This window comes from Kitasatospora sp. NPDC097691 (genome assembly GCF_040302665.1).
Taxonomy (GTDB): Bacteria; Actinomycetota; Actinomycetes; order Streptomycetales; family Streptomycetaceae; genus Kitasatospora.
The window spans coordinates 67,550-86,799 of the sequence record NZ_JBEORY010000008.1 but is presented as its reverse complement, the minus strand read 5'-3'; the positions used below and the strand labels follow the sequence as shown (position 1 = coordinate 86,799).

The following is a 19,250-nucleotide window of genomic DNA, read 5'->3' as shown; positions in this document are numbered from 1 at the left end:
TGCTGCGCCCGTCTCGACCCGTGAGGTGCGGCCACCGATGTCCACCGTCCCGCCCGTGGGGCCGACCCTGCGCCGGCTCGCCGCCCGCACGGCGGCCCAGGCGGCCGCCTGGCAGCCCAGGCTCGGCCATGCCGTCCGCACCCGTGTCGCGCCACTGCGCACGGCCTGGCAGCCCCGGCTGGGCCACGCCGTCCGCACCCATGTCGCGCCACTGCGCACGGCCTGGCAGCCCCGGCTGGGCCACGCCGTCCGCACCCATGTCGCGCCACTGCGCACGCTCGCCACGCCCCGGCACACCACCCTGCCGGGCAGCCGTCAGCGGGCCGAGCACGACCACGCGCTGGCCTCGGTCGGGGCGGCCGCGGCGCTGCTGGCCGGCGTCCTGCTGGTCGCCGCGCCCGGCAGCGCCTCGGCGCAGACCGTGCGGCCCACCACGCCGGGCAGCTCGGCCTTCACCGCGCCGCAGGCGGAGGTGCCCGCGCCGGGACTGGTCCAGGTGGCCGGGCCCAGCTCGTACAAGCTGTCCGGGGACGGTCCCTCGGCCCAGCAGTCCGTGGCGGTGGCGGCCAACCTGCTGCCCTCCGATCCGCCCGCCCCGGCTGCCCCGGCTGCGGAGCCGGAGCCGGCCGCCGCGCCGGCGCCCGAACCGGAGCCCGCCCCCGCGCCCGCCCCTGCCCCCGCCCCCGAGTGGTCGGCGCCGGTGCCGGACGCGCCGACCAGCAATCCGTACGGGGTGGCCAACCGCGAGTACGCGGCCGGGTACCACACCGGGGTGGACTTCGCGGTCTCCCCGGGCACGCCGCTGCTGGCGGTCGGCAACGCGACCGTGGTGTCGGCCGGTTGGGACGGCGCGTACGGCAAGGAGGTCGTGCTGCGGCTCGCGGACGGGCACTTCGCGCAGTACGCGCACATGTCCTCGCTCGCGGTCTCGGCGGGCCAGCACGTGTCGGCGGGCCAGCGGATCGGGCTGTCCGGGAGCACCGGCAACTCGACCGGGCCGCACCTGCACTTCGAGATCCGCACCAGCAACCGCTACGGCGCGGTGGTCAACCCGATCGCGTACCTCGCGGGGCACGGCGTCACGAACTTCTGACCGTCCCTCACGGACGGGCGGAGGCGGGTGCCTGCGGCGCCGGCGGGGCCGGAGTCGGGGCGGGCGGTGCCGCGGGGTGGCTGATCCGGCCGCCGATCTCCAGCGCGATCTCCCGGGCCGCCCGGATCGCGTCGTCCAGCGTGGCCGCCGTGTCCAGCGGCTCGCCCCAGACGTTCTCGGCGTGGCCGCAGTCCGCGGTGTCCTGCTTGAGCAGGAACAGCGCCGAGTGGACGGTGAACAGCGCCATCGCCGCCCGCAGCCGGTCCGGGAAGTCCGCCTTCGGCCCGTGCACCAGCTGCACCATGGTGATCATGCGGTCGCGGAAGGCCAGCCCGGCCGGGGACTCGCGCAGCGCGGGCTGGTTCTCGTGGAAGAAGCGCAGCAGCGGGGCCCGCTCGGCCATCCCGTCCGCGAAGCGGCGGATCAGCTCGTCGCGCATCTCCGGGCTCCAGGACTGCTTGCGGCCCCACTCGATGGTCTCGTCGATCGGCGCGGCCATCCGCTCGACGATGCCCAGGACGATGTCGTCCTTGGTCTTGAAGTGGTAGTAGAGCGCGGCCTTGGTCACACCCAGGCGGTCGGCGATCTCGCGCAGTGAGGTCTGCTCGTAGCCCTGCTCGGAGAAGAGCTCCAGCGACACCTCGATGATGCGAGCCCGGGTGTCGCTGCGGGGGCTGTGCGGAGTGCCCATGGCCTGCCTCATGACTGCGTCGGTGACTGCTGCGGACTCCCGGTGGCGTCCGCCCCGGGCAACATTCTCCCTGCCCAGGTGGCCGGTTCGGAAACTGGCTTGACGACCGGCTAGGGAACAACTTACCGTGCCGACGGTACAAGAAACTAGCCGGGCGTCAAGTAAGTAGCCGCCGCGCGGCGCGGATGCGCGTCCGAACCACCCTCCGGGAGACCCCACCTCATGTCACAGTCCAAGACCGCCGGCCCGGTACCGGAGGACAAGACGGCCGAGGAGGAGCAGCCGCGGTCACCCCGCGAGATCCGCCTCGTCATGGTCGGTCTGGTCGTCACCATGCTGCTGGCCATGCTCGACAACCTGATCGTCGGCACGGCGATGCCGACCATCGTCGGCGACCTGGGCGGCGCCGAGCACCTGTCCTGGGTCGTCACCGCGTACACCCTGGCCACCGCCGCCTCGACCCCGATCTGGGGCAAGCTCGGCGACATGTACGGCCGCAAGGGCACCTTCCTCACCTCGATCGTGATCTTCCTGGTGGGTTCGGCGCTGTCCGGCCTGTCGCAGAACATGAACGAGCTGATCGGCTTCCGCGCCGTGCAGGGCCTGGGCGCCGGCGGTCTGATGGTCGGCGTCATGTCGATCATGGGCGCGCTGGTTCCGCCGCGCGACCGCGGCAAGTACCAGGGCATGTTCGCCGCGGTGATGGCCCTCGCCACCATCGGCGGCCCGCTGGCCGGCGGCTTCATCACCGACCACCTGAGCTGGCACTGGACCTTCTACATCAACCTGCCGCTCGGCGTGATCGCGCTCGCCGTGGTCGTCGTCACCCTGAAGCTCCCGAAGGTCCGCAGCACGGCCAAGATCGACTACCTGGGCGCCATCCTGCTCACCGTCGGCATCACCTCGCTCGTGCTGATCACCACCTGGGGCGGCCAGCAGTACGAGTGGGGCTCCAAGCAGATCCTCGGCCTGGCCGCGCTCGCCGCCGCCTCGCTGATCGCCTTCTGCTACGTGGAGCAGCGGGTCGAGGAGCCGATGCTCCCGCTGACCCTGTTCAAGAACCTGAACTTCACCCTGGTCTCGATCATCGGCTTCATCGTCGGCTTCGTGATGTTCGGATCGACCGTCTTCCTGCCGCTCTACCAGCAGATCGTCCAGGGCGCCTCGGCGACCAACTCCGGCCTGCTGCTGATGCCGATGATGCTGGGCATGCTGGTCGTCTCGCTGGTGGTCGGCCAGGCCGTGACCAAGACCGGCAAGTACCGGATCTTCCCGATCATCGGCACCATCGTGATGACCGTCGGTCTGATCCTGCTCTCCACCATGGGCATCCACACCAGCAGCTTCACCTCGGCCTGCTGGATGGTCGTGCTCGGCGCGGGCATGGGCTTCCTGATGCAGATCACCATGCTGGTCGCGCAGAACAGCGTCGAGCTCAAGGACATGGGCGTGGCCAGCTCCACCGCCACCCTGTTCCGCACCATCGGCGGTTCCTTCGGTGTCGCGCTGTTCGGCGCGCTGTTCAACAACCGGGTGACCGACACCATGAAGGAGAAGCTCGGCGAGCAGGCCGCCGGCGGCGGCGTGAAGGACCCGGGCCAGATGAGCCCGGCCGCCCTGCGCAAGCTGCCCGAGAACATCCAGGACGCCTACCACCACGCGGTGTCCAACGGCATGCACACCGTCTTCCTGTGGGGCGCCGGGGTGGCCGTGATCGCGATCGCCGCGGCGGTGTTCCTGCGCGAGGTGCCGCTGCGCGGCACCGGCAAGGGCGAGCAGCCGGCCGAGGCCTCGCTGGAGGCGGCGGCCGTCTGACGGTCCCCGCTCCGTACGCCCCCGTACGACCGCGGCGCCCCCGGGAGATCCTCCTCCCGGGGGCGCCGTCGTGTCTGGGGCGTCGTCGTCCCGGGACGTTGTCGTCCCGGGACGTTGTCGTCCCGGGGCGTTGTCGTTGCGGCTTACTGCGGCAGGCGGTAGACGCCCTGCTCGACCGGCTCGACCAGACCGTCCGCGACCAGGCCGTCCAGGGCCCGGGCCCGCTGCACCGCGTCCGGCCAGACCGCGTCCAGCCGGGCCTGCTCGACCGTCCCGTGCGCCTCGCGCAGCACCGCGAGCAGCTTGCCGCGCACCTGGCGGTCCGTCCCCTCGTAGGACTGCCCGCGCCGGGCCGGGCCCTCGTACGGCGGACGGCCGGCCCGCTGCCAGGCGCAGCCGGCGAAGAGCGGGCACTCCCCGCACTCCGGGCCGCGCGCGGTGCAGACCAGCGCACCCAGCTCCATGACGCCGACCGCCCAGGTGGCGGCGGTGTCGGCGTCGGCGGGCAGCAGCGTGGTGGCGGTGCGGCGCTCGGCGGCGGTGGTGGCCTGGGCCGGGTACTCGACTCCGGTCACCGCGCGGGCGAAGACCCGCCGGACGTTGGTGTCCAGCACCACGTGCCGCTGGCGGAAGGCGAAGGAGGCGACCGCCGCGGCGGTGTACTCCCCCACCCCGGGCAGCGAGAGCAGCGTGGCGTGGTCGTCCGGGACCTCGCCGTCGTGCTCCTCGGTGATCGCCACCGCGGCCGCGTGCAACCGCAGCGCGCGGCGCGGGTAGCCCAGCCGGCCCCACATCCGGACCGCCTCGCCGGGCGCGTCGGCGGCGAGGTCGGCAGGGGTCGGCCAGCGGGTCAGCCATGCCTCCCAGGCGGGCAGCACGCGCTTGACCGGGGTCTGCTGGAGCATGAACTCGCTCACCATGACCGCCCAGGGCGTCGCGTCCGGGGCCCGCCAGGGCAGGTCGCGCTTGGTCGCCTCGTACCAGTCCAGGACGGTCGAGTGGAACAGCGGCAGGGGCATCGGGAGCCGGGCGGCGTCGGTACCGATGGCGGTGGCGGTGATGGCAGTCATGGCCCTTCGATCCTCCCACGCCCGCCGACCCGGCCGAAGTGGAGGAGGCCGGTCCGGATCCCCGGAGAGAATCACGGCGAACGTCCCGGAGAACGTCCCGGAGAATCAGCCCTTCGGGGCTCCCTCGAACGGATCAAATGGCGGATCATGTGAAGGAAGGGACGACTGTGCGGTGTTGGTGAGTCAATCGCCACACACAGTCTCGTAGAGTTTGGTCGTGCCCTCTCTGCGTCAACCCGTGGGACCGCTGCCGGCCTCGATCTACTGGCGTCGGCGCGTCGTCGTGCTCGCCGCCGTCGCGGCGGTCGCCGCCCTGATCGCCTGGCTGATGACCGATCAGGGCGGAGGCGGTGACGGCGGCTCACAGAGCAAGGCCGCCCAGGCCGTTCCGTCCCAGAGCCAGACCCCGGCCCAGGCCATCACGCCCGGCGCCTCGCCGAGCGGCCCCGCGGCGCGCCCGGGCGGCGGCTCGGGCGGTTCCGGCGGCGGCCCGGTGGCGGGCGGTGGCGGCACGGAGGTCAACCTCAGCGGCGGTTCCACCGGCGGCGCCAACCCGGCCCCCGCGGGTGGTTCCGGCGGCTCGGGCGGTTCCGGCGGCGGGCCCGGGGGCGGTGCGGCGGGCGGCTCCGGCGGCTCCGGCGGCGGCGTCCCGGCGTTCAACACCCCCGAGGTCATGGCGCTCCCGGTCTGCGCCTCCTCGCAGGTCGCCCTGGAGCTGGCCGGCACCCAGAACTCGTTCCAGCCCAAGGACAAGCCGCGGCTCGCCCTGACGGTCAAGAACTCCACCGGCGCCAACTGCCGGGTGGACCTGGGCCGGATCGCCTCCGCGATCACCGTGAGCGCCAGCAACGGCGAGCGGGTCTGGTCCTCCGGCGACTGCCCGGCCGACAAGGGCAGCATCTGGGTGCAGCTGGCGGCGAACGGCAGCCAGACCGAGACCTTCACCTGGGACCGCAGCCGCAGCAAGCCGCAGTGTGCCACCGCCGACCCGACGCCGCCGTCGAACGGCACCTACGTGGTGCTCGCCGAGCTCACCGGGCTCTCCGGGGACAAGGTCTCGGCGCGGACCTCGATCCGGCTGGACAACTGAGGGTCGGTCGACTCCGTTCGGGAGCCCCCGGTCGCCGCGGCGGCCGGGGGCTCCGGCGTTCCGGGGATCCGGGGCTGCGGGACTCCGGGGCTGCGGGACTCCGGGGCTCCGGGGATCCGGCTCTCTGACGTGACGGGGTTCCCGGGGCGGTGGCTCGAGGCCTGGACGCGGGACGGCCCCCGGGGAAGCGATTCCCCGGGGGCCGTCCGCACGTCGTCGGATCAGACGTAGCGTTCCAGGATGGACGATTCGGCAAGACGGGACAGGCCCTCGCGGACCGAGCGGGCCCGGGTCTCGCCGACACCCTCGACCGTCTGCAGGTCGTCGATGCTCGCGGCGAGCAGCTTCTGCAGGCCGCCGAAGTGCTCGACCAGGCGCTCTATCACCGTGTTGGGCAGGCGCGGGATCTTCGCCAGCAGGCGGTAGCCGCGCGGCGAGACCGCGGAGTCCAGGGACTCCGGCGTGCCCGAGTAGCCGAGCGCCTTGGCGACGGTCTGCAGGTCCAGCAGCTCGGCGTGGGTGAGCGCCTCCAGGTCGGCCAGCACCTCGGTGACCGTCCGGCCCTTCTTGGCGGCCCGCTCCGGGAAGTAGTCCCGGGCGACCAGTTCGCGCTCCGGCTCCACGCCCGCGATCAGCTCGTCCAGCTGCAGCGAGAGCAGGCGGCCGTCGATGCCGAGCTCCAGCACGTAGCCGGCGATCTCGGTGGCGATCAGCCGCACCATCTCCAGGCGCTGGGCCACGGCCGTGACGTCCCGGACCGTCACCAGGTCCTCGATCTCCAGCGCGGAGAGCGTGCCGGCCACCTCGTCCAGGCGCAGCTTGTAGCGCTCCAGGGTGGCCAGCGCCTGGTTGGCGCGGGACAGCACCGTGGTGGAGTCCTCCAGCACCCGGCGGGTGCCGTTGACGTACATCGCGATCAGCCGCATCGAGTGCGAGACCGCGACCACCGGGAAGCCGGTCTGCCGGTTGACCCGCTCGGCGGTGCGGTGACGGGTGCCGGTCTCGTCGGTCGGAATGGTCGAATCCGGCATCAGGTGCACGCCGGCCCGGACGATCTTGGTGATGTCCTTGTCGAGCACCACCGCGCCGTCCAGCTTGCACAGCTCGCGCAGCCGGGTCGCGGTGAACTCCACGTCCAGGACGAAGCCGCCGGTGCAGATGGGCTCGACCGTCTTGTCGAAGCCCAGCACGATCAGGCCGCCGGTATTGGCCCGCAGGACCCGCTCCAGGCCGTCACGCAACGCCGTGCCGGGCGCGATGGCGGTGAGGGAGGCCCGCAGCAGGGCCTCCTCACGGGAGGCCTTGTCCGCCCCCCGGTCGCTGGCTGCCACGTGACTCCTCCGGTCGACCCCGTGCCGCGCGCCTCGCGCCGTGCGCCGGTCCGCGGTCTGTTGCTCTGTCGCTCAGTACCGCTCGGTACTGCCTACTGGCCAATGAGACTGGGGAAAGTCTAACTGCGTGTGGCTTCGGCAGGGCTTGGGTCAGCGCAGTTCGTCGGAGTCGAGCGGCTCCCAGCCGTCCATCAGCTCCTCCGGGTAGGCCGTGACCCGGGCCGAGCGCGGGGCCGGCGGCGCCGACGGTGCCTCAGCACGGGCCTCGGCACGCCCCTCCCCGCGGGCGTCCCCACGTGCCTCCCCGCGCGGCTTGGCGGCGGACCGGCGGCGGCCCGGGATGGCCCGCAGCGCCTCGCCGATGTCGGCCACCTCGACCACCTTCATGCCCGGGGGCACCTTGCCCGGGTCCGGCGGGACCAGGGCGTGGGTGAAGCCCAGCCGGTGCGCCTCGGCGAGCCGGCGCTGCACGCCCGTCACCCGCCGCACCTCGCCCGCCAGGCCGACCTCGCCGATCGCCACCAGGTTGCTGGGCAGCGGGGTGTCGGTGGAGGAGCTGGCCACCGCGAGCGCGACCGCGAGGTCGGCGGACGGCTCGCTCAGCTTCACCCCGCCCACCGTCGCGGTGTAGATGTCCTGCTTGCCGAGCTTCACCCCGCCGTGCCGTTCGACCACGGCCAGGATCATCGCGATCCGGGGCGACTCCAGGCCCGATGTGGTCCGGCGCGGCGAGGGGATCTGCGAATCCACCATCAGCGCCTGCACCTCGGCGACCAGCGGGCGCTTGCCCTCCAGCGTGACGGTGAGGCAGGTGCCCGGGACGGGCTTGTCACGCCTGGTCAGGAAGAGGCCGGACGGGTCGGCCAGGCCGACGATGCCCTCGTCGTGCAGCTCGAAGCAGCCCACCTCGTCGGTGGCGCCGTAGCGGTTCTTGACCCCGCGGATGAGGCGCAGCCGGGCGTGCCGGTCGCCCTCGAAGCTGAGCACCACGTCCACCAGGTGCTCCAGCAGGCGCGGGCCGGCGATCTGGCCGTCCTTGGTCACGTGGCCGACCAGCAGGGTGGCCATGCCGCGCTCCTTGGACGCCCGGATCAGCGCGCCCGCCACCTCGCGGACCTGGGCCGGGCCGCCGGGGGCGCCGTCCAGCTCGGCGGAGGCGATGGTCTGCACCGAGTCCAGGATCAGCAGGCCGGGGTTGACCGCCTCGATGTGCCCCAGCACCGCGCCCAGGTCGGACTCGGCGGCGAGGTAGAGGTGCTCGGAGAGGGCGTTGATCCGGTCGGCGCGCAGCCGGACCTGGCCGGCCGATTCCTCGCCGGTGACGTAGAGCGTGCGGTGCCGGTCGGTGGCCGCCTTGGCCGCGACGTCCAGCAGCAGGGTGGACTTGCCGACGCCGGGCTCGCCGGCCAGCAGCACCACCGCGCCGGGTACCAGCCCGCCGCCGAGCACCCGGTCCAGCTCCGGGACGCCCGTCGAACGGGCCGTCGCGACCTGGCCGTCCACCTGGGCGATCGGGCGGGCCGGAGCGCTGACCGGGCCGGCGGCCGTCGTCCGGATCGGCACCGCGCCGTACTCCTCGACCGTCCCCCAGGCGTTGCACTCCGGGCAGCGGCCGACCCACTTGGGCAGCTGGTTGCCGCACTCGGTGCAGCGGTACGCGGGGCGCGGCTTTGCGGTGGTCTTGGAACGCGGAGGCATGCGGCCCACGGTAGCGCCTGGGTACGACAGCGGCGGTCCGCCACCGGGCTCGCCGCGCGTCCACACAGATGGGCGATGTTGTTACCCGAAAGAAGTACATACGTGGCGATTGGCGGGGACGGGCCGTCCGGGTTCCCTACCGTCGGACGGGTGACAACGCGAACTGTTGGGCCGGTCGGGCCGCAGGCCTCCGCCGTGCTCGCGGCGTACGACCGGCAGGTGGACGGCCTGTTCACCTACTGCCTCTCGGTGCTGTGCGAGCACGACGCCGCTGCCGGCGCCCTGCGCGAGGTCCGTGAGCTGGCGCAGCGGCACGGCGCCCGGCTGGCCGAGCCCGGACTGGTACGGGCCTGGCTGTTCTCGCTGGCCCGGTACTGCTGCCTGCGGCGGCTGGCGGACGGGGTCGGGGCTGCGGACGGGGGTGCCGCTGCGGCCGGGCCCTCGGCCGGGGACGGGGCCGCGGCCGCGGGCGGGGCCCGGATCGGGTTCGGGGCCGGGCAGGCGGCGGGGGCGGCGGGGGCGGAGCCGAGCGAGGTCGACGCGGCCCGGCGGCGTCGCGAGCTGGCCTCGCTCGCCTGGCCGGAGGCGGCCGGCACCGACCCCGAGCAGCGCGAGGCGCTGGAGCTGTCCGTCCGGCACCGGCTGACGCCACTGGAGGTGGCGGCGGTGCTGGGCCTGCCGTTCGAGCGGACCCGCGCGCTGCTGGTCGGCGCGGAGACCGAGGTCGCCCGGACCAGGGCGGCGCTGCTGGTGCTCGGTGTGGGCAGCTGCCCGGAGCTGGACCGGCTCGGTGGGGCCGGGGCGGAGTCCTGGCGGGACTGGGTGCTCGGCCCGGCGCTGCGGCGGGAGCTGGTGCAGCACGTGGTGGACTGCCCGACCTGCCGGGGGACGGCGGATCGGGTGGCCGCCGGCGAGGCGGCGGAGGGGGCGGCGGGACTGTCCGGGCTGCCGTTGCTGGCTGCTCCGGCGGGGGCGACGGGTGCTGTGGGACCTGCGGGTGCCGCGGGTGTCGTGGGTGTGGTGGGTGTCGTGGGTATTGCGGGCGTTGGAGGTGTCGGGGGCGTCGCGGGTGCCTTCGGCCGTGTGGGGGCTGAGCCCGGGCTGCGGTTCGACCAGAGCGGCTTTCCCCGGCACCGGGCACCGGACGCGGGGCGCGGGCTGGCGGTCCGGCGGCGGGTGGTGACCACGGGTGTGCTGGCGGCCGTCCTGGCGGCACCGGTGGTCGCGCTCTGGGCCGGGCACCGGGGCGGCGGGTCGGGGGCGGCGGCCTCGGTGTCTGCGGTGCGGGTGGACGAGGCCGGCCGGGAGAGCGGGCAACGGTCACCGCAGCCGTGGCCGGGGGGCGCGGGCCCGGCCGGGCGGGGAGGACCGGGGGTACCAGGGCTGGAGCTGGCGGGGACGGGCGGGGGCGGCGGTGCAGAAACGTTGCTTCCCGGCTTTCCGCGGCTGACCTTCCAGGGTGCCGTGGTCCCGGTCCCCGCCCACGGCGCCACCCCGCTCGGCAGCCCGACCCTGGTCGCCGCCCCGGCCCCCGTACTCGAACGGGCCTCCGGACCCGGCGCGCCCGAACCGGCCCCAGCCGGACTGCTCACCGTCGAAGCCGGCGAGTACGGCAGCCGTACGGTCCTCACCCTCACCAACTCCGGCACCACGGAGATCCGCTGGCACGCGGTGACGGACGCCGGCTGGCTCCGGCTCAGCCGCGACTCCGGCACGCTCGCACCCGGCCAACGCATCACCGTGATCGTCACCGTGGACGAGGACCTCGCACCGACCACACACTGGACCGCCCGGATCGCGCTGCCGCCCTCGCAGGCGGTGGTCACCCTGGAGGGCGGCCCGCAGAACCGCGGCGGCTCGGCCTCCTCCCCGGCCGCCCCGCCCCCGACGACGTCCGCCCCACCGACGGACTCCCCTTCACCGACCGGCACGGGCGCACCCTCCCCGTCGGGCTCGCCGTCGTCGGCGCCGCCGGTCGGCACGCCGACGGGTTCCCCGTCCCATTCGGGCACCCCGACGGCTCCCCCGACAAGCAGCAGCCCCTCGCCGCATCCGACCGGGACGGGGACACCGCCGGTGTCACCGACGGCATCGGCGTCGGCGTCGGCGTCTGCGCGCTAGAGCGTGCCCCGCAGCGCAGACGCGCCACCGGTGGAGGGGTGAGGAGTGCGCGAAAAGTCGGCCAGACCGACTTCTCGCGCACCGTGTGGGCCCGCCAGCAGGGCTACACGGGACCACGGGACCACGGGACCACGGCAGCACGGCAGCACGGCAGCACGGCAGCACGGCAGCACGGACAAATATGTAGACCGGTCGGCATAGTCCAGCCCGCTGCCACCACCGGAATGCACAGAAAATCGACCAGGCCGACTTCTCGCGCACTGCGCCGGTTCCTGACGGGCTGATATGTAGACCGGTCGTCATAATTCTCCCGGGGCGAACACCGGGACGCACAGGAAGTCGATCGGGCCGACTTTTCGTGCACCGCCGGCCCCGGGACCCCGCAGAGTATGTAGACCGGTCTTCATAATCCTCCCCGCTCCGCGGGCGGGCGGGCCGGTGGCTCGGGGCCGGCGTTGGGGGTGGGCGTCAGGTGCGGTGGATCGGGGGGACCTGGTAGGTGCCGTTCAGGACCGGGGGTTCGGGCTGGTAGAGGCGGATGATGGGGCGGAACTCGCCGGGTGGGACGGGGAGCCAGTTGGCGGCGGCGGTCGGATCCTCGGGTTGGTCGTGCTGGAGGGTCAGCGTGAGGGAGCCGTCCGCGCCGTAGACCAGGCCCGGGGTGCGGTCGCCGATCGAGTAGCGGTCGATCGGGTTCTCCACCAGGTAGTAGTCCGGGACGGAGTACATCGTGACGGACCAGAAGGCATCGGCCGGGGGCAGTTGCTCGAAGCGCAGCGTGTAGTTGTTGGCGCCGCTGAGGGGGCGGCCGTCGGAGTCGTCGTAGGTCATCGCGTACGAGGCCTCGTAGGCGTGGTTGCCCCAGAGCCCGGCCCGGGCGGCGGCGGCGCGGCTGAGGTAGGCGGCGCGGCGGTCGGGGATGCGCCACTCGGGGTCGTCCAGGGTGCCGGGCCCGAGGTGGTCGGTGTTGTAGTCGAAGAGGTGGAGCGCGGAGCGCCACTCCCCCGGCGGGTGGTCCTCCGGCGGGCGGGTGGCGTCCTCGACCCGTTCGCGGCCGGCGGCCAGGCCCTTGGCCAGCGAGAGCGTCCACTCGGGGACGGCGGCGCGGTACGGCGAGGCGCCGTCGTCCAGCAGGCCGAGCGGGGCGAAGCGCCGCTGGTACTCGATGTCCGCGGTGGCCGGCGGGAAGGCCTGCATCCACACCCTCAGACGTTCGAAGAAGGCCAGCCGCTCGGGCACGTCCGGGTCGGGCTCGGGCAGTCCGGCGACCAGCCCGCCGGGTTCCAGCGGTTCCAGGGCGAGGGCCGACTGCAGGGCCTTGACCCGCGGCAGGTCGTCCGGGCCGGCGCAGGCGAAGCGGCCGACCACGGTGCCGACGGTGGTCGGCAGCTCGATCACCCGGTCCGGGTCGGACGGGGTGCCGTGCCAGCCGGGCGGGACGATCAGCCAGGTCTGCGCGCCGGTGCCGGTGGCGCGGCGGCCGAGGTAGGCGACGTTGTCCGTCCAGGCGTCGATGACCTGCAGCACGTAGTAGGAGCCCGCGGTGTCCGGGACGTGCAGGACCTGCGGGCCCTCGGAGAGGTCGAGCTGGGCGATCGAGTAGATCGTGTCGTTGTTGACCGAGACGAAGTCGTCGGCCGGGCCGGCCAGCCGGGTGGCGTGGCTGAAGTGGTTGAACGGCGCCGCCGGCAGGGTGCCCAGGCCGCCCCTGGTGAAGCGCTCGACCATGGTGAGGCCGGCGACCAGCGGGTAGCCGTAGACGTACGCGTCGGCGGCCAGGGCCTCCAGCTCGGGCTGATTCATCGGGGGTCCTTCGTGCGGTCGGTCGGGACGAGGCGGTCGGTCAGGACGAGCGGCGGTCGGCGAAGGCGGGTCGGGTCGGCAGGGTCGCAGTCAGCAGGGTCGCGGTCAGCGCGGGTCGAGCGGCGGGAGTCGCCAGCGGCCGTCGAGGACGACCCGGTCCGGCCCGTAGAGCCGGAGCACCACGGTGAACGGGCCGTCCGGGGCGGGCAGCCAGTTGGCGGAGTGGTCGGCGTCGGCGGGCCGCTTGTGCTGGACGTAGAGGGTCAGTCCGCCGTCCTGGTCGCGGACCAGGCCGGGGGTGCGGTCGCCGATCGAGTAGCGGTCCAGGGTGTTGTCGACCAGCCGGTGGTCCGGCAGCGCGTACAGGGTGGTGGACCAGCCGAAGCGGGCCGGCGGCAGCGCGTCCGGCGCGAAGCGGATGACGTGGTCGCGGTCGGCGGCGTCCGGTGGGTGGCGGCCCGCACTGTCCGCTTCCCAACGGCCGTACCAGGCTTCCTCGGTGGGCAGCCCGTGGGGCTCGGTCGCGGCGCCGACGGCCTGCCGGAGGAAGTCCGCGCCGATCTGCTCCCGGGTGCCGAACAGCCCGGCGCGGTCGCGGAGTCCGGCGATGGCGTGCGTCAGCCGTGCGCGGCCGTCGGCGATGCCGCGTTCGATCTCGGTGCGCAGCTCCAGTGGTAGGGCCGCGGGCTCGAACTCGCCGCGGCCGTCGACGCCGAGGTCCACGAGGCGGCCGCGCAGGTCGGTTTCGGCGGGCGGCAGCGGGACGGGGCCGTCCGCCGGGAAGAAGCCGAGCAGGAAGTCGAGGAAGGCGAGGAACTCAAGGCCGTCCGGGACCTCCTCGCGCCAGACCGGCCAGACCGGCTCCGGGGCGGGCGTCGGCGTGGGCGTTCCGGCGTATTCGTGCAGCGGGCGCAGGTGGTACCGCTCCTGGACGGCGGCGACTTCGGCGACCTCGGTAGGTGTGTTCCCGGTCAGCCGGGTGCGACCGAGGATGCCGACCAGCCGGGTGGCGGTGCGGATCACGCTGCGGATGCCGGGCGGGGGCTCGCCCCGCCAGTCGGGGCCGGCCACCAGGTGGTCGCCGGCCTGCGGGCCGGTGGTCCGGGACCCGATGAACCCGGCGTACACGGTGTCCAGTTCCTGCAGTGGGAGGACGTGGTAGCGGTCCTCGGCGGGGACGGAGAGCACCCAGGGCTCGGCGCGCAGGTCGAGCCAGGCCCGGGAGTACGGCGTGTCCCCGTCCTCGCCCCCGGTGACGGGGACGGGGACGGCGGCGGGGGTGACATCGGGGGTCTCGGCAGGCGTGTCGGCGGGGGTGGGCGGCTGCGGGTGGTGGCGGAAGACCCCGAAGCCGCCGACGTACGACGGATCCGCGTCGTCCAGGGCCTGGGCGTAGAGGGCCCGGTAGTTGCGCAGGATCGGTTGGGCGCGGATCCAGGCTTCGGCAGCGGTCGCGCGGACGGTGGCCGGGTCCACGAGTGCCGGGTTGACCATGCTGTCGCTCTCCCATTGCCGAATCAGGCGCAATCTCCACAGACCGGTACAGATCGGATGCTAAGTCGGCCGGAAGGGGGCGGCACGTCGGATCGGGCGCCCGCCGACACGTGCCCCGCACCGGGCCGGCACCACAGGATCTGCCCAGCGCTAAATCCGGGCGTACGGGTGGGACGGCAGGGAGAGGGTGGGCGGTATGAAGATCCTCCTGCTCGGCGGCTCGTCCTTCCTCGGACGGGCCTACGCCGCCGAGGCCCTCTCCCGGGGCCACCTGGTGACCACCTTCAACCGCGGCCGCAGCGCCACCGACCTGCCCGGCGTCGAGACCGTCCGGGGCGACCGCGACAGCGCCGAGGACATCGCCCGGCTGGTGGACGGCCGCGCCTGGGACGCCGTCGTCGACACCTCCGCCCAGCAGCCCGCCCAGGCCGCACTCACGGCGGGCCTGCTGCGTGACCGGGCCGGGCACTACACCGTCGTCTCCTCCGTACACGCCTTCGCCGACTGGCCCGACCGGGTGATCGACGAGGACTCCCCGCTGCACCCCTGCCCCGCCGACACTCCGCCCGACCAGCCGTTCAGCCCCGCCCTGAAGGCCGGCTGCGAGCGCGCGGTGCTGGAGATCTTCGGGGCCGAGCGCACGCTGGTCCTCAACAGCGGGCTGCTCGTCGGACCGTACGAGATCGGCGGCCGGCTGCCCTGGTGGCTGGAGCGGATGGCGCGCGGCGGCCGGGTGCTGGCCCCGGGGGACCCTCAGCGGACCATGCAGGTGATCGACGTCCGGGACTTCGCCGTCTTCGGGCTGGACCTGCTGACGGCCCGGACGGCGGGGCGGTTCCTCACCACGGCGCCGCCCGGACGGCTGCGCTTCGGCGAGTGGCTGGAGACCTGCCGGGCGGTCGCGGGCGTCGCGGACACCGAGCTGGTCTGGGTCCCGGACGCGAAGCTGCTCGCCGAGGGGCCGGACCGGGTCGAGCCGTGGAGCGAACTGCCGCTGTGGGCCCCGGACCTGCCCGAGCTGACCGGCACCTGGCTCGCCGACACCGGCCGGGCGGAGGCCGCCGGGCTGCGCTGCCGACCGTTCGCCGAGACCGCCGGGGACACCTGGGAGTGGCTGCGGGAGCGCGGGCCAGCCGAGGACACCGACGCCGCCGGGCGCAAGGGCCGACCGGGTGCGGCCGCACGGCAGGGCATCGAACCCACCAAGGAGCGCAGGCTGTTGGCCGCGTTCGGGTAAGCCGACTGTCGGAACGGGCCGTGGAGTGGGAAGTCGGCCGGGCCGACTTCCCACTCACCGTCGGTGCCCTCAGTGCGTCGGCGCCCTCGGCCTGTCCGGCGCCCTCAGTGTGTCCGGCGTCTCTAGTGTGTCCGGCGCGTGACCAGCTCGGCGAGCGCCAGCAGTTCGTCGGCCGCGGACGGCTCCGGTACGGCGGCGGCCAGCTGCGCCATCGCCGCGGCCATCCGCTCGCAGGACTGCCCCTGCGCCCACCCGCGCCCACCGGCCCCCTCGACGGCCGCCGCGCACTGCGCCAACTCGTCCTGGCTCAAGGGGCGTTCGAGTGTGTACAGCTCGGCCAGCCGCGCGCCGTCGACGGTCCCGGAGCCCAGCGCGGCAACCACCGGCAGCGACTTCTTCCGGGCGACCAGGTCGGCGCCGACCGGCTTGCCGGTCACCGCGGGGTCCCCCCAGATGCCGATCAGGTCGTCGATCAGCTGGAACGCCAGGCCGATCTCCCGGCCGAAGCCGTCCATCGCCTGCGCCACCTCCTCGGACGCCCCGCCGTACAGGGCACCCATCGCACAGGCGGCGCCGAGCAGGGCACCGGTCTTGGCCTCCGCCATCGCCAGGCACTCCGGCAGCGAGACGTCGTTGCGCTGCTCGAAGGCGCAGTCGATCTGCTGGCCCTCGCAGAGCTCGACCACGCAGTCGGCGAGCCGGCGGATCGAGCCGTGGGCGGCGGGGTGGGTGTCCTCGGCGAGCAGCCGCAGCGCGAGGGAGTGCATGGCGTCCCCGGCCAGGATGGCCTCGGTGGTGCCGAACACCCGCCAGGCGGTGGGCCGGTGACGCCGGGTGTCGTCCCGGTCGATGACGTCGTCGTGGAGCAGGGTGAAGTTGTGCACCAGCTCCACTGCGGCGGCCGCGGCGGCGGCCTCGCCAGGCGTGCCGCCCAGGGCCTGGGTGGCGGCGAGGACCATGGCCGGCCGGATCGCCTTGCCGGCGGAGGCCGCGGCGGGGGTGCCGTCCGCCTCCCACCAGCCGAAGTGGTAGCCGGCGACCTTGCGCATCGTGCCGGGCAGCGAGTCGACGGCGGCCCGCATGACCGGGTCGACCAGCGCGCGGGCACGGGCGAGGATGTCGGCCGCCTCCTGCCCCTCTTTGTGGTCCCGCTCCAGTGTGGGACTCGTCATGGGTCTCCCCCTTCTTGGCGCCTGTCGTGGAATGGCCCGGCGCGGACGGGCCGGGGTCGCACTGCGGGTGTCGACGGCGGCCGGCTCGGCGGCTGCGTGCGGTACGGTCCCGGGCACACCGGGAGGCGCCGGAGCCGCACCGGGACGCGTCGGAACCGCACGGGGCGCGTCGGAACCGCACGGGACATGCCGGAACCGCACCCAAGCGCGTCGAAACCCGCACGGGACCCGCCAGGGCGCGCCGCCGACCGGGGTGTGGTGGCACCTCCGGCCGGACGACGCGGATCTCCGATCGGCCCCGCCGGGCCGTCAGCGGTGCGCGATGTCCACGTTCTCCAGGACACCGACCGCATCCGGCACCAGGATCGCGGCGGAGTAGTAGGCGGTCACCAGGTAGGAAATGATGGCCTTGTCGTCGATTCCCATGAACCGCACCGAAAGGCTCGGCTGGTATTCGTCCGGAATTCCGGTCTGGTGCAGCCCGATGACACCCTGGTTGTCCTCGCCGATTCGCATCGCGATGATCGAGCTGGTGTTCCCGACGATCGGGATCTTGTTGCACGGGAAGACCGGCACCCCGCGCCAGGACATGACGTGCCGGCCCTCGACCTCGACCGTGCCCGGGTTGATGCCCCGCTTGTTGAGCTCCCGGCCGAAGGCGGCGATGGCCCTGGGGTGGGCCAGGAACATCTTGGTGCTGCGCCGGCGGCTGAGCAGCTCGTCCATGTCGTCCGGGGTGGGCGGGCCGGAGTGGGTCTGGATCCGCTGGTCGTACGCGGCGTTCTCCAGCAGGCCGAACTCGGGGTTGTTGACGAGCTCGTGCTCCTGGCGCTCGCGCAGGGCCTCGATGGTCAGCCGGAGCTGGTGCTCGGTCTGGTTCATCGGCTGGTTGTAGAGGTCCGCGACGCGCGCGTGCACCTTGAGGATGGTCTGCGCGACGCTCAGCTCGTACTCGCGGGGCTTGAGCTCGTAGTCCACGAAGGCGCCGGGCAGCTCGTACTCGCCCTCGTGGCCGGCGGAGAGGTCGATCGCGGCCTCGCCGTGCTTGTTCTGCGCCTGCTGGAAGCCGTTCAGGTACTCGATGACCTGCAGCTGCAGCGCCTCGGAGCGGTCGTGCAGCTCCTGGAAGGAGGGCCAGGACAGCGCCATCACGGTGCCGGAGGTCGCGGCGCGGACGGTGTACGGCCAGGTGCCGCCGTCCTGCTGGACCGCCTCGTCACCGAGGTGGTCACCGTCGGCGAGGGTGCCGACCACCGTCTCCTCGCCGTACTTGCCGGTGCCCATCCGGTCGAGCTTTCCGTGCGCGATCACGAAGACCTCGGTGATCGGCGTGCCGGCCTCGACCAGGACGTCCCCCGGGTCGACCTCCCGCTGCACGAAGCGCGAGGCCAGCTCCTCCAGCACGGCGTCGTCCTGGAAGCCGCGCAGCACCGGCACCTCGGCGAGCGTCGGCGGGACGATCCGCACCTCGGCACCGGTCTTGACGAAGCCCACCCGGCCCCGGCCGACCGAGTAGCGCAGGCGGCGGTTGACCCGGTAGGTACCGCCGGACACCTGCACCCAGGGCAGCTTCCTGAGCAGCCAGCGCGGGCTGATGCCCTGCATCTGCGGCGCGGACTTGGTGGTCGTCGCGAGGTTCCGCGCGCCCGCCGTGCTCAGACTCTGCTGCTGCCGGATCTCCGTCTGCGCGCCCGGCGCAGGAATACCGGCATTGGTTTCGGTCGACATGAGGGGAGCCCTTCGCATACCCGATACCCGATGAAGTCACCTTGCACATTCGTGTTGCAGCTTCATGGTGGGCCCATTCGAGGGCAGCCCGCAATCACTCATACGAGTGGTTTGGAATAGCCGAACAAATAGTACGAATAGATCAACTGATCGATATTTGTTCGACTATTTATTCGAACATACCGGGCTCCGGCACCCCATCTTCCCCCATCCACCCCCTCACCCGCGCCACCCCTTGACACTTCGGCGCCGCCGCACCCCCCACATCCACCATCACCGCTTCCCCGCACCGCGGCATCGCCGCTACAGCGGCCCGTCCCAGTCGAGCGTCGGCTCCAGCACCCCCTCCAGGGTGAGCAGCCAGCGCTTCACCTCGATCCCGACCCGGCCGCCGCCGAACCCGCCGATCCCGTCCGCCGCCACCACCCGGTGGCAGGGCACCAACAGGGGGACGGGGTTGGCGGCCATCATCTGCCCGACCGTCCGGGCGGCCAGACCGGGCTCGGTGACGTCCTCGAACACCCCGCTGCGGGCGGCCAGTTCGCCGTACGTCACGGTGCGGCCGTACGGCACCTCGCGCCAGAGCGTCTGCAGGACGGCGCGGTGCGGGCCGGAGCTCAGGCTCCAGTCGATCGGCAGGCCCAACTCGTGGGTGCGGCCCGCCAGGTAGGCGCCGATCCGCTCGGTGACGGCAGTGATCTTCGCTTCGTCGGTGCACGGCGGCGCCTCGCCGTCGCGCCCGCCGTAGCCGGCCGCGGCCACGCCCAGTGGGGTCACCGCGATGTGCATCGGGCCACTGGGCAGCGGCGTCGGCACGGTCAGCCAGGACATCGACCAGGACTGCGGCACGCTCGGGCCCCCACCCTCCGCCGGACCGGCCGTCGGCCACCCCGGCGCCCGGGGGGCG

At 73.5% G+C, this 19,250-nt stretch carries 14 protein-coding genes; 5 read left to right on the top strand and 9 right to left on the bottom strand.

Annotated elements, in window-relative coordinates; translation table 11 throughout:
* The first annotated feature begins 37 nt into the window (after window positions 1–37).
* Complete coding sequence (locus tag ABTY56_RS08375; RefSeq protein ID WP_350627579.1) at window positions 38–1,093, top strand: M23 family metallopeptidase; 1,056 nt, start codon at window positions 38–40, stop codon at window positions 1,091–1,093.
* A gap of 7 nt (window positions 1,094–1,100) precedes the next feature.
* Here the strand turns inward: ABTY56_RS08375 and ABTY56_RS08370 are convergent, their stop codons facing one another.
* Window positions 1,101–1,784, bottom strand: coding sequence for a TetR/AcrR family transcriptional regulator (locus tag ABTY56_RS08370; RefSeq protein ID WP_350627578.1), 684 nt, complete (start codon window positions 1,782–1,784; stop codon window positions 1,101–1,103).
* 222 nt (window positions 1,785–2,006) lie between these two features.
* On the opposite strand from ABTY56_RS08370, the gene ABTY56_RS08365 reads away from it, so the two are divergent.
* The gene (locus ABTY56_RS08365) at window positions 2,007–3,599 is read left to right on the top strand and encodes an MDR family MFS transporter (RefSeq protein ID WP_350627577.1); all 1,593 of its coding nucleotides are present in this window, start codon (window positions 2,007–2,009) and stop codon (window positions 3,597–3,599) included.
* Between the two features lie 143 nt (window positions 3,600–3,742).
* Here ABTY56_RS08365 and ABTY56_RS08360 read toward each other — a convergent pair whose 3' ends face one another.
* Window positions 3,743–4,669: an HhH-GPD family protein gene (locus ABTY56_RS08360; protein WP_502893053.1), complete on the bottom strand. Its 927-nt coding sequence runs from the start codon at window positions 4,667–4,669 to the stop codon at window positions 3,743–3,745.
* 217 nt (window positions 4,670–4,886) lie between these two features.
* Here ABTY56_RS08360 and ABTY56_RS08355 point away from each other — a divergent pair, with 217 nt between their 5' ends.
* On the top strand, window positions 4,887–5,759 hold the full coding sequence (locus ABTY56_RS08355; RefSeq protein WP_350627576.1) for a hypothetical protein: 873 nt from the start codon (window positions 4,887–4,889) through the stop codon (window positions 5,757–5,759).
* Between the two features lie 221 nt (window positions 5,760–5,980).
* Here ABTY56_RS08355 and disA read toward each other — a convergent pair whose 3' ends face one another.
* A complete protein-coding gene (disA, locus tag ABTY56_RS08350) occupies window positions 5,981–7,039 on the bottom strand; it encodes a DNA integrity scanning diadenylate cyclase DisA (RefSeq protein ID WP_030304894.1) in 1,059 nt (352 codons plus the stop codon).
* Between the two features lie 201 nt (window positions 7,040–7,240).
* Entirely contained in the window at window positions 7,241–8,788 is a 1,548-nt protein-coding gene (gene radA / locus ABTY56_RS08345; protein WP_350627575.1) for a DNA repair protein RadA, read from the bottom strand.
* Between the two features lie 150 nt (window positions 8,789–8,938).
* Between radA and ABTY56_RS08340 the strand changes: the two genes are divergently transcribed.
* The gene (locus ABTY56_RS08340) at window positions 8,939–10,909 is read left to right on the top strand and encodes a BACON domain-containing protein (protein ID WP_350627574.1); all 1,971 of its coding nucleotides are present in this window, start codon (window positions 8,939–8,941) and stop codon (window positions 10,907–10,909) included.
* A 468-nt stretch (window positions 10,910–11,377) separates the two neighbouring features.
* On the opposite strand, the gene ABTY56_RS08335 is transcribed toward ABTY56_RS08340, so the two are convergent.
* Both ABTY56_RS08335 and ABTY56_RS08330 read right to left on the bottom strand, forming a co-directional pair.
* Window positions 11,378–12,712: a DUF1254 domain-containing protein gene (locus tag ABTY56_RS08335; RefSeq protein WP_350627573.1), complete on the bottom strand. Its 1,335-nt coding sequence runs from the start codon at window positions 12,710–12,712 to the stop codon at window positions 11,378–11,380.
* 105 nt (window positions 12,713–12,817) lie between these two features.
* Window positions 12,818–14,206: a DUF1254 domain-containing protein gene (locus ABTY56_RS08330; protein ID WP_350627572.1), complete on the bottom strand. Its 1,389-nt coding sequence runs from the start codon at window positions 14,204–14,206 to the stop codon at window positions 12,818–12,820.
* Window positions 14,207–14,402: 196 nt separating this feature from the next.
* Between ABTY56_RS08330 and ABTY56_RS08325 the strand changes: the two genes are divergently transcribed.
* On the top strand, window positions 14,403–15,443 hold the full coding sequence (locus ABTY56_RS08325; RefSeq protein WP_350627571.1) for an NAD-dependent epimerase/dehydratase family protein: 1,041 nt from the start codon (window positions 14,403–14,405) through the stop codon (window positions 15,441–15,443).
* Between the two features lie 122 nt (window positions 15,444–15,565).
* Here the strand turns inward: ABTY56_RS08325 and ABTY56_RS08320 are convergent, their stop codons facing one another.
* The 3 genes from ABTY56_RS08320 to ABTY56_RS08310 all read right to left on the bottom strand — a co-directional run bounded on the left by ABTY56_RS08320 (window position 15,566) and on the right by ABTY56_RS08310 (window position 19,192).
* Window positions 15,566–16,615, bottom strand: a complete 1,050-nt coding sequence (locus tag ABTY56_RS08320; protein ID WP_350627570.1) for a family 2 encapsulin nanocompartment cargo protein polyprenyl transferase — start codon at window positions 16,613–16,615, stop codon at window positions 15,566–15,568.
* A gap of 309 nt (window positions 16,616–16,924) precedes the next feature.
* Window positions 16,925–18,343 carry a family 2B encapsulin nanocompartment shell protein gene (locus ABTY56_RS08315; RefSeq protein ID WP_350627569.1) on the bottom strand — a complete coding sequence of 473 codons (1,419 nt, stop codon included), beginning with the start codon at window positions 18,341–18,343 and terminating at the stop codon, window positions 16,925–16,927.
* Between the two features lie 303 nt (window positions 18,344–18,646).
* Window positions 18,647–19,192, bottom strand: coding sequence for a methylated-DNA--[protein]-cysteine S-methyltransferase (locus tag ABTY56_RS08310; RefSeq protein WP_350627568.1), 546 nt, complete (start codon window positions 19,190–19,192; stop codon window positions 18,647–18,649).
* Window positions 19,193–19,250: the final 58 nt, after the last annotated feature.

Excerpts from the sequence above, each read along its gene's own strand:
- ABTY56_RS08375 (WP_350627579.1), top strand. The coding sequence starts at position 38 with ATGTCCACCGTCCCGCCCGTGGGGCCGACCCTGCGCCGGCTCGCCGCC.
- ABTY56_RS08370 (WP_350627578.1), bottom strand. The coding sequence starts at position 1,784 with ATGGGCACTCCGCACAGCCCCCGCAGCGACACCCGGGCTCGCATCATC.
- ABTY56_RS08365 (WP_350627577.1), top strand. The coding sequence starts at position 2,007 with ATGTCACAGTCCAAGACCGCCGGCCCGGTACCGGAGGACAAGACGGCC.
- ABTY56_RS08360 (WP_502893053.1), bottom strand. The coding sequence starts at position 4,669 with ATGACTGCCATCACCGCCACCGCCATCGGTACCGACGCCGCCCGGCTC.
- radA (WP_350627575.1), bottom strand. The coding sequence starts at position 8,788 with ATGCCTCCGCGTTCCAAGACCACCGCAAAGCCGCGCCCCGCGTACCGC.
- ABTY56_RS08335 (WP_350627573.1), bottom strand. The coding sequence starts at position 12,712 with ATGAATCAGCCCGAGCTGGAGGCCCTGGCCGCCGACGCGTACGTCTAC.
- ABTY56_RS08330 (WP_350627572.1), bottom strand. The coding sequence starts at position 14,206 with ATGGTCAACCCGGCACTCGTGGACCCGGCCACCGTCCGCGCGACCGCT.
- ABTY56_RS08325 (WP_350627571.1), top strand. The coding sequence starts at position 14,403 with ATGAAGATCCTCCTGCTCGGCGGCTCGTCCTTCCTCGGACGGGCCTAC.
- ABTY56_RS08320 (WP_350627570.1), bottom strand. The coding sequence starts at position 16,615 with ATGACGAGTCCCACACTGGAGCGGGACCACAAAGAGGGGCAGGAGGCG.
- ABTY56_RS08315 (WP_350627569.1), bottom strand. The coding sequence starts at position 18,343 with ATGTCGACCGAAACCAATGCCGGTATTCCTGCGCCGGGCGCGCAGACG.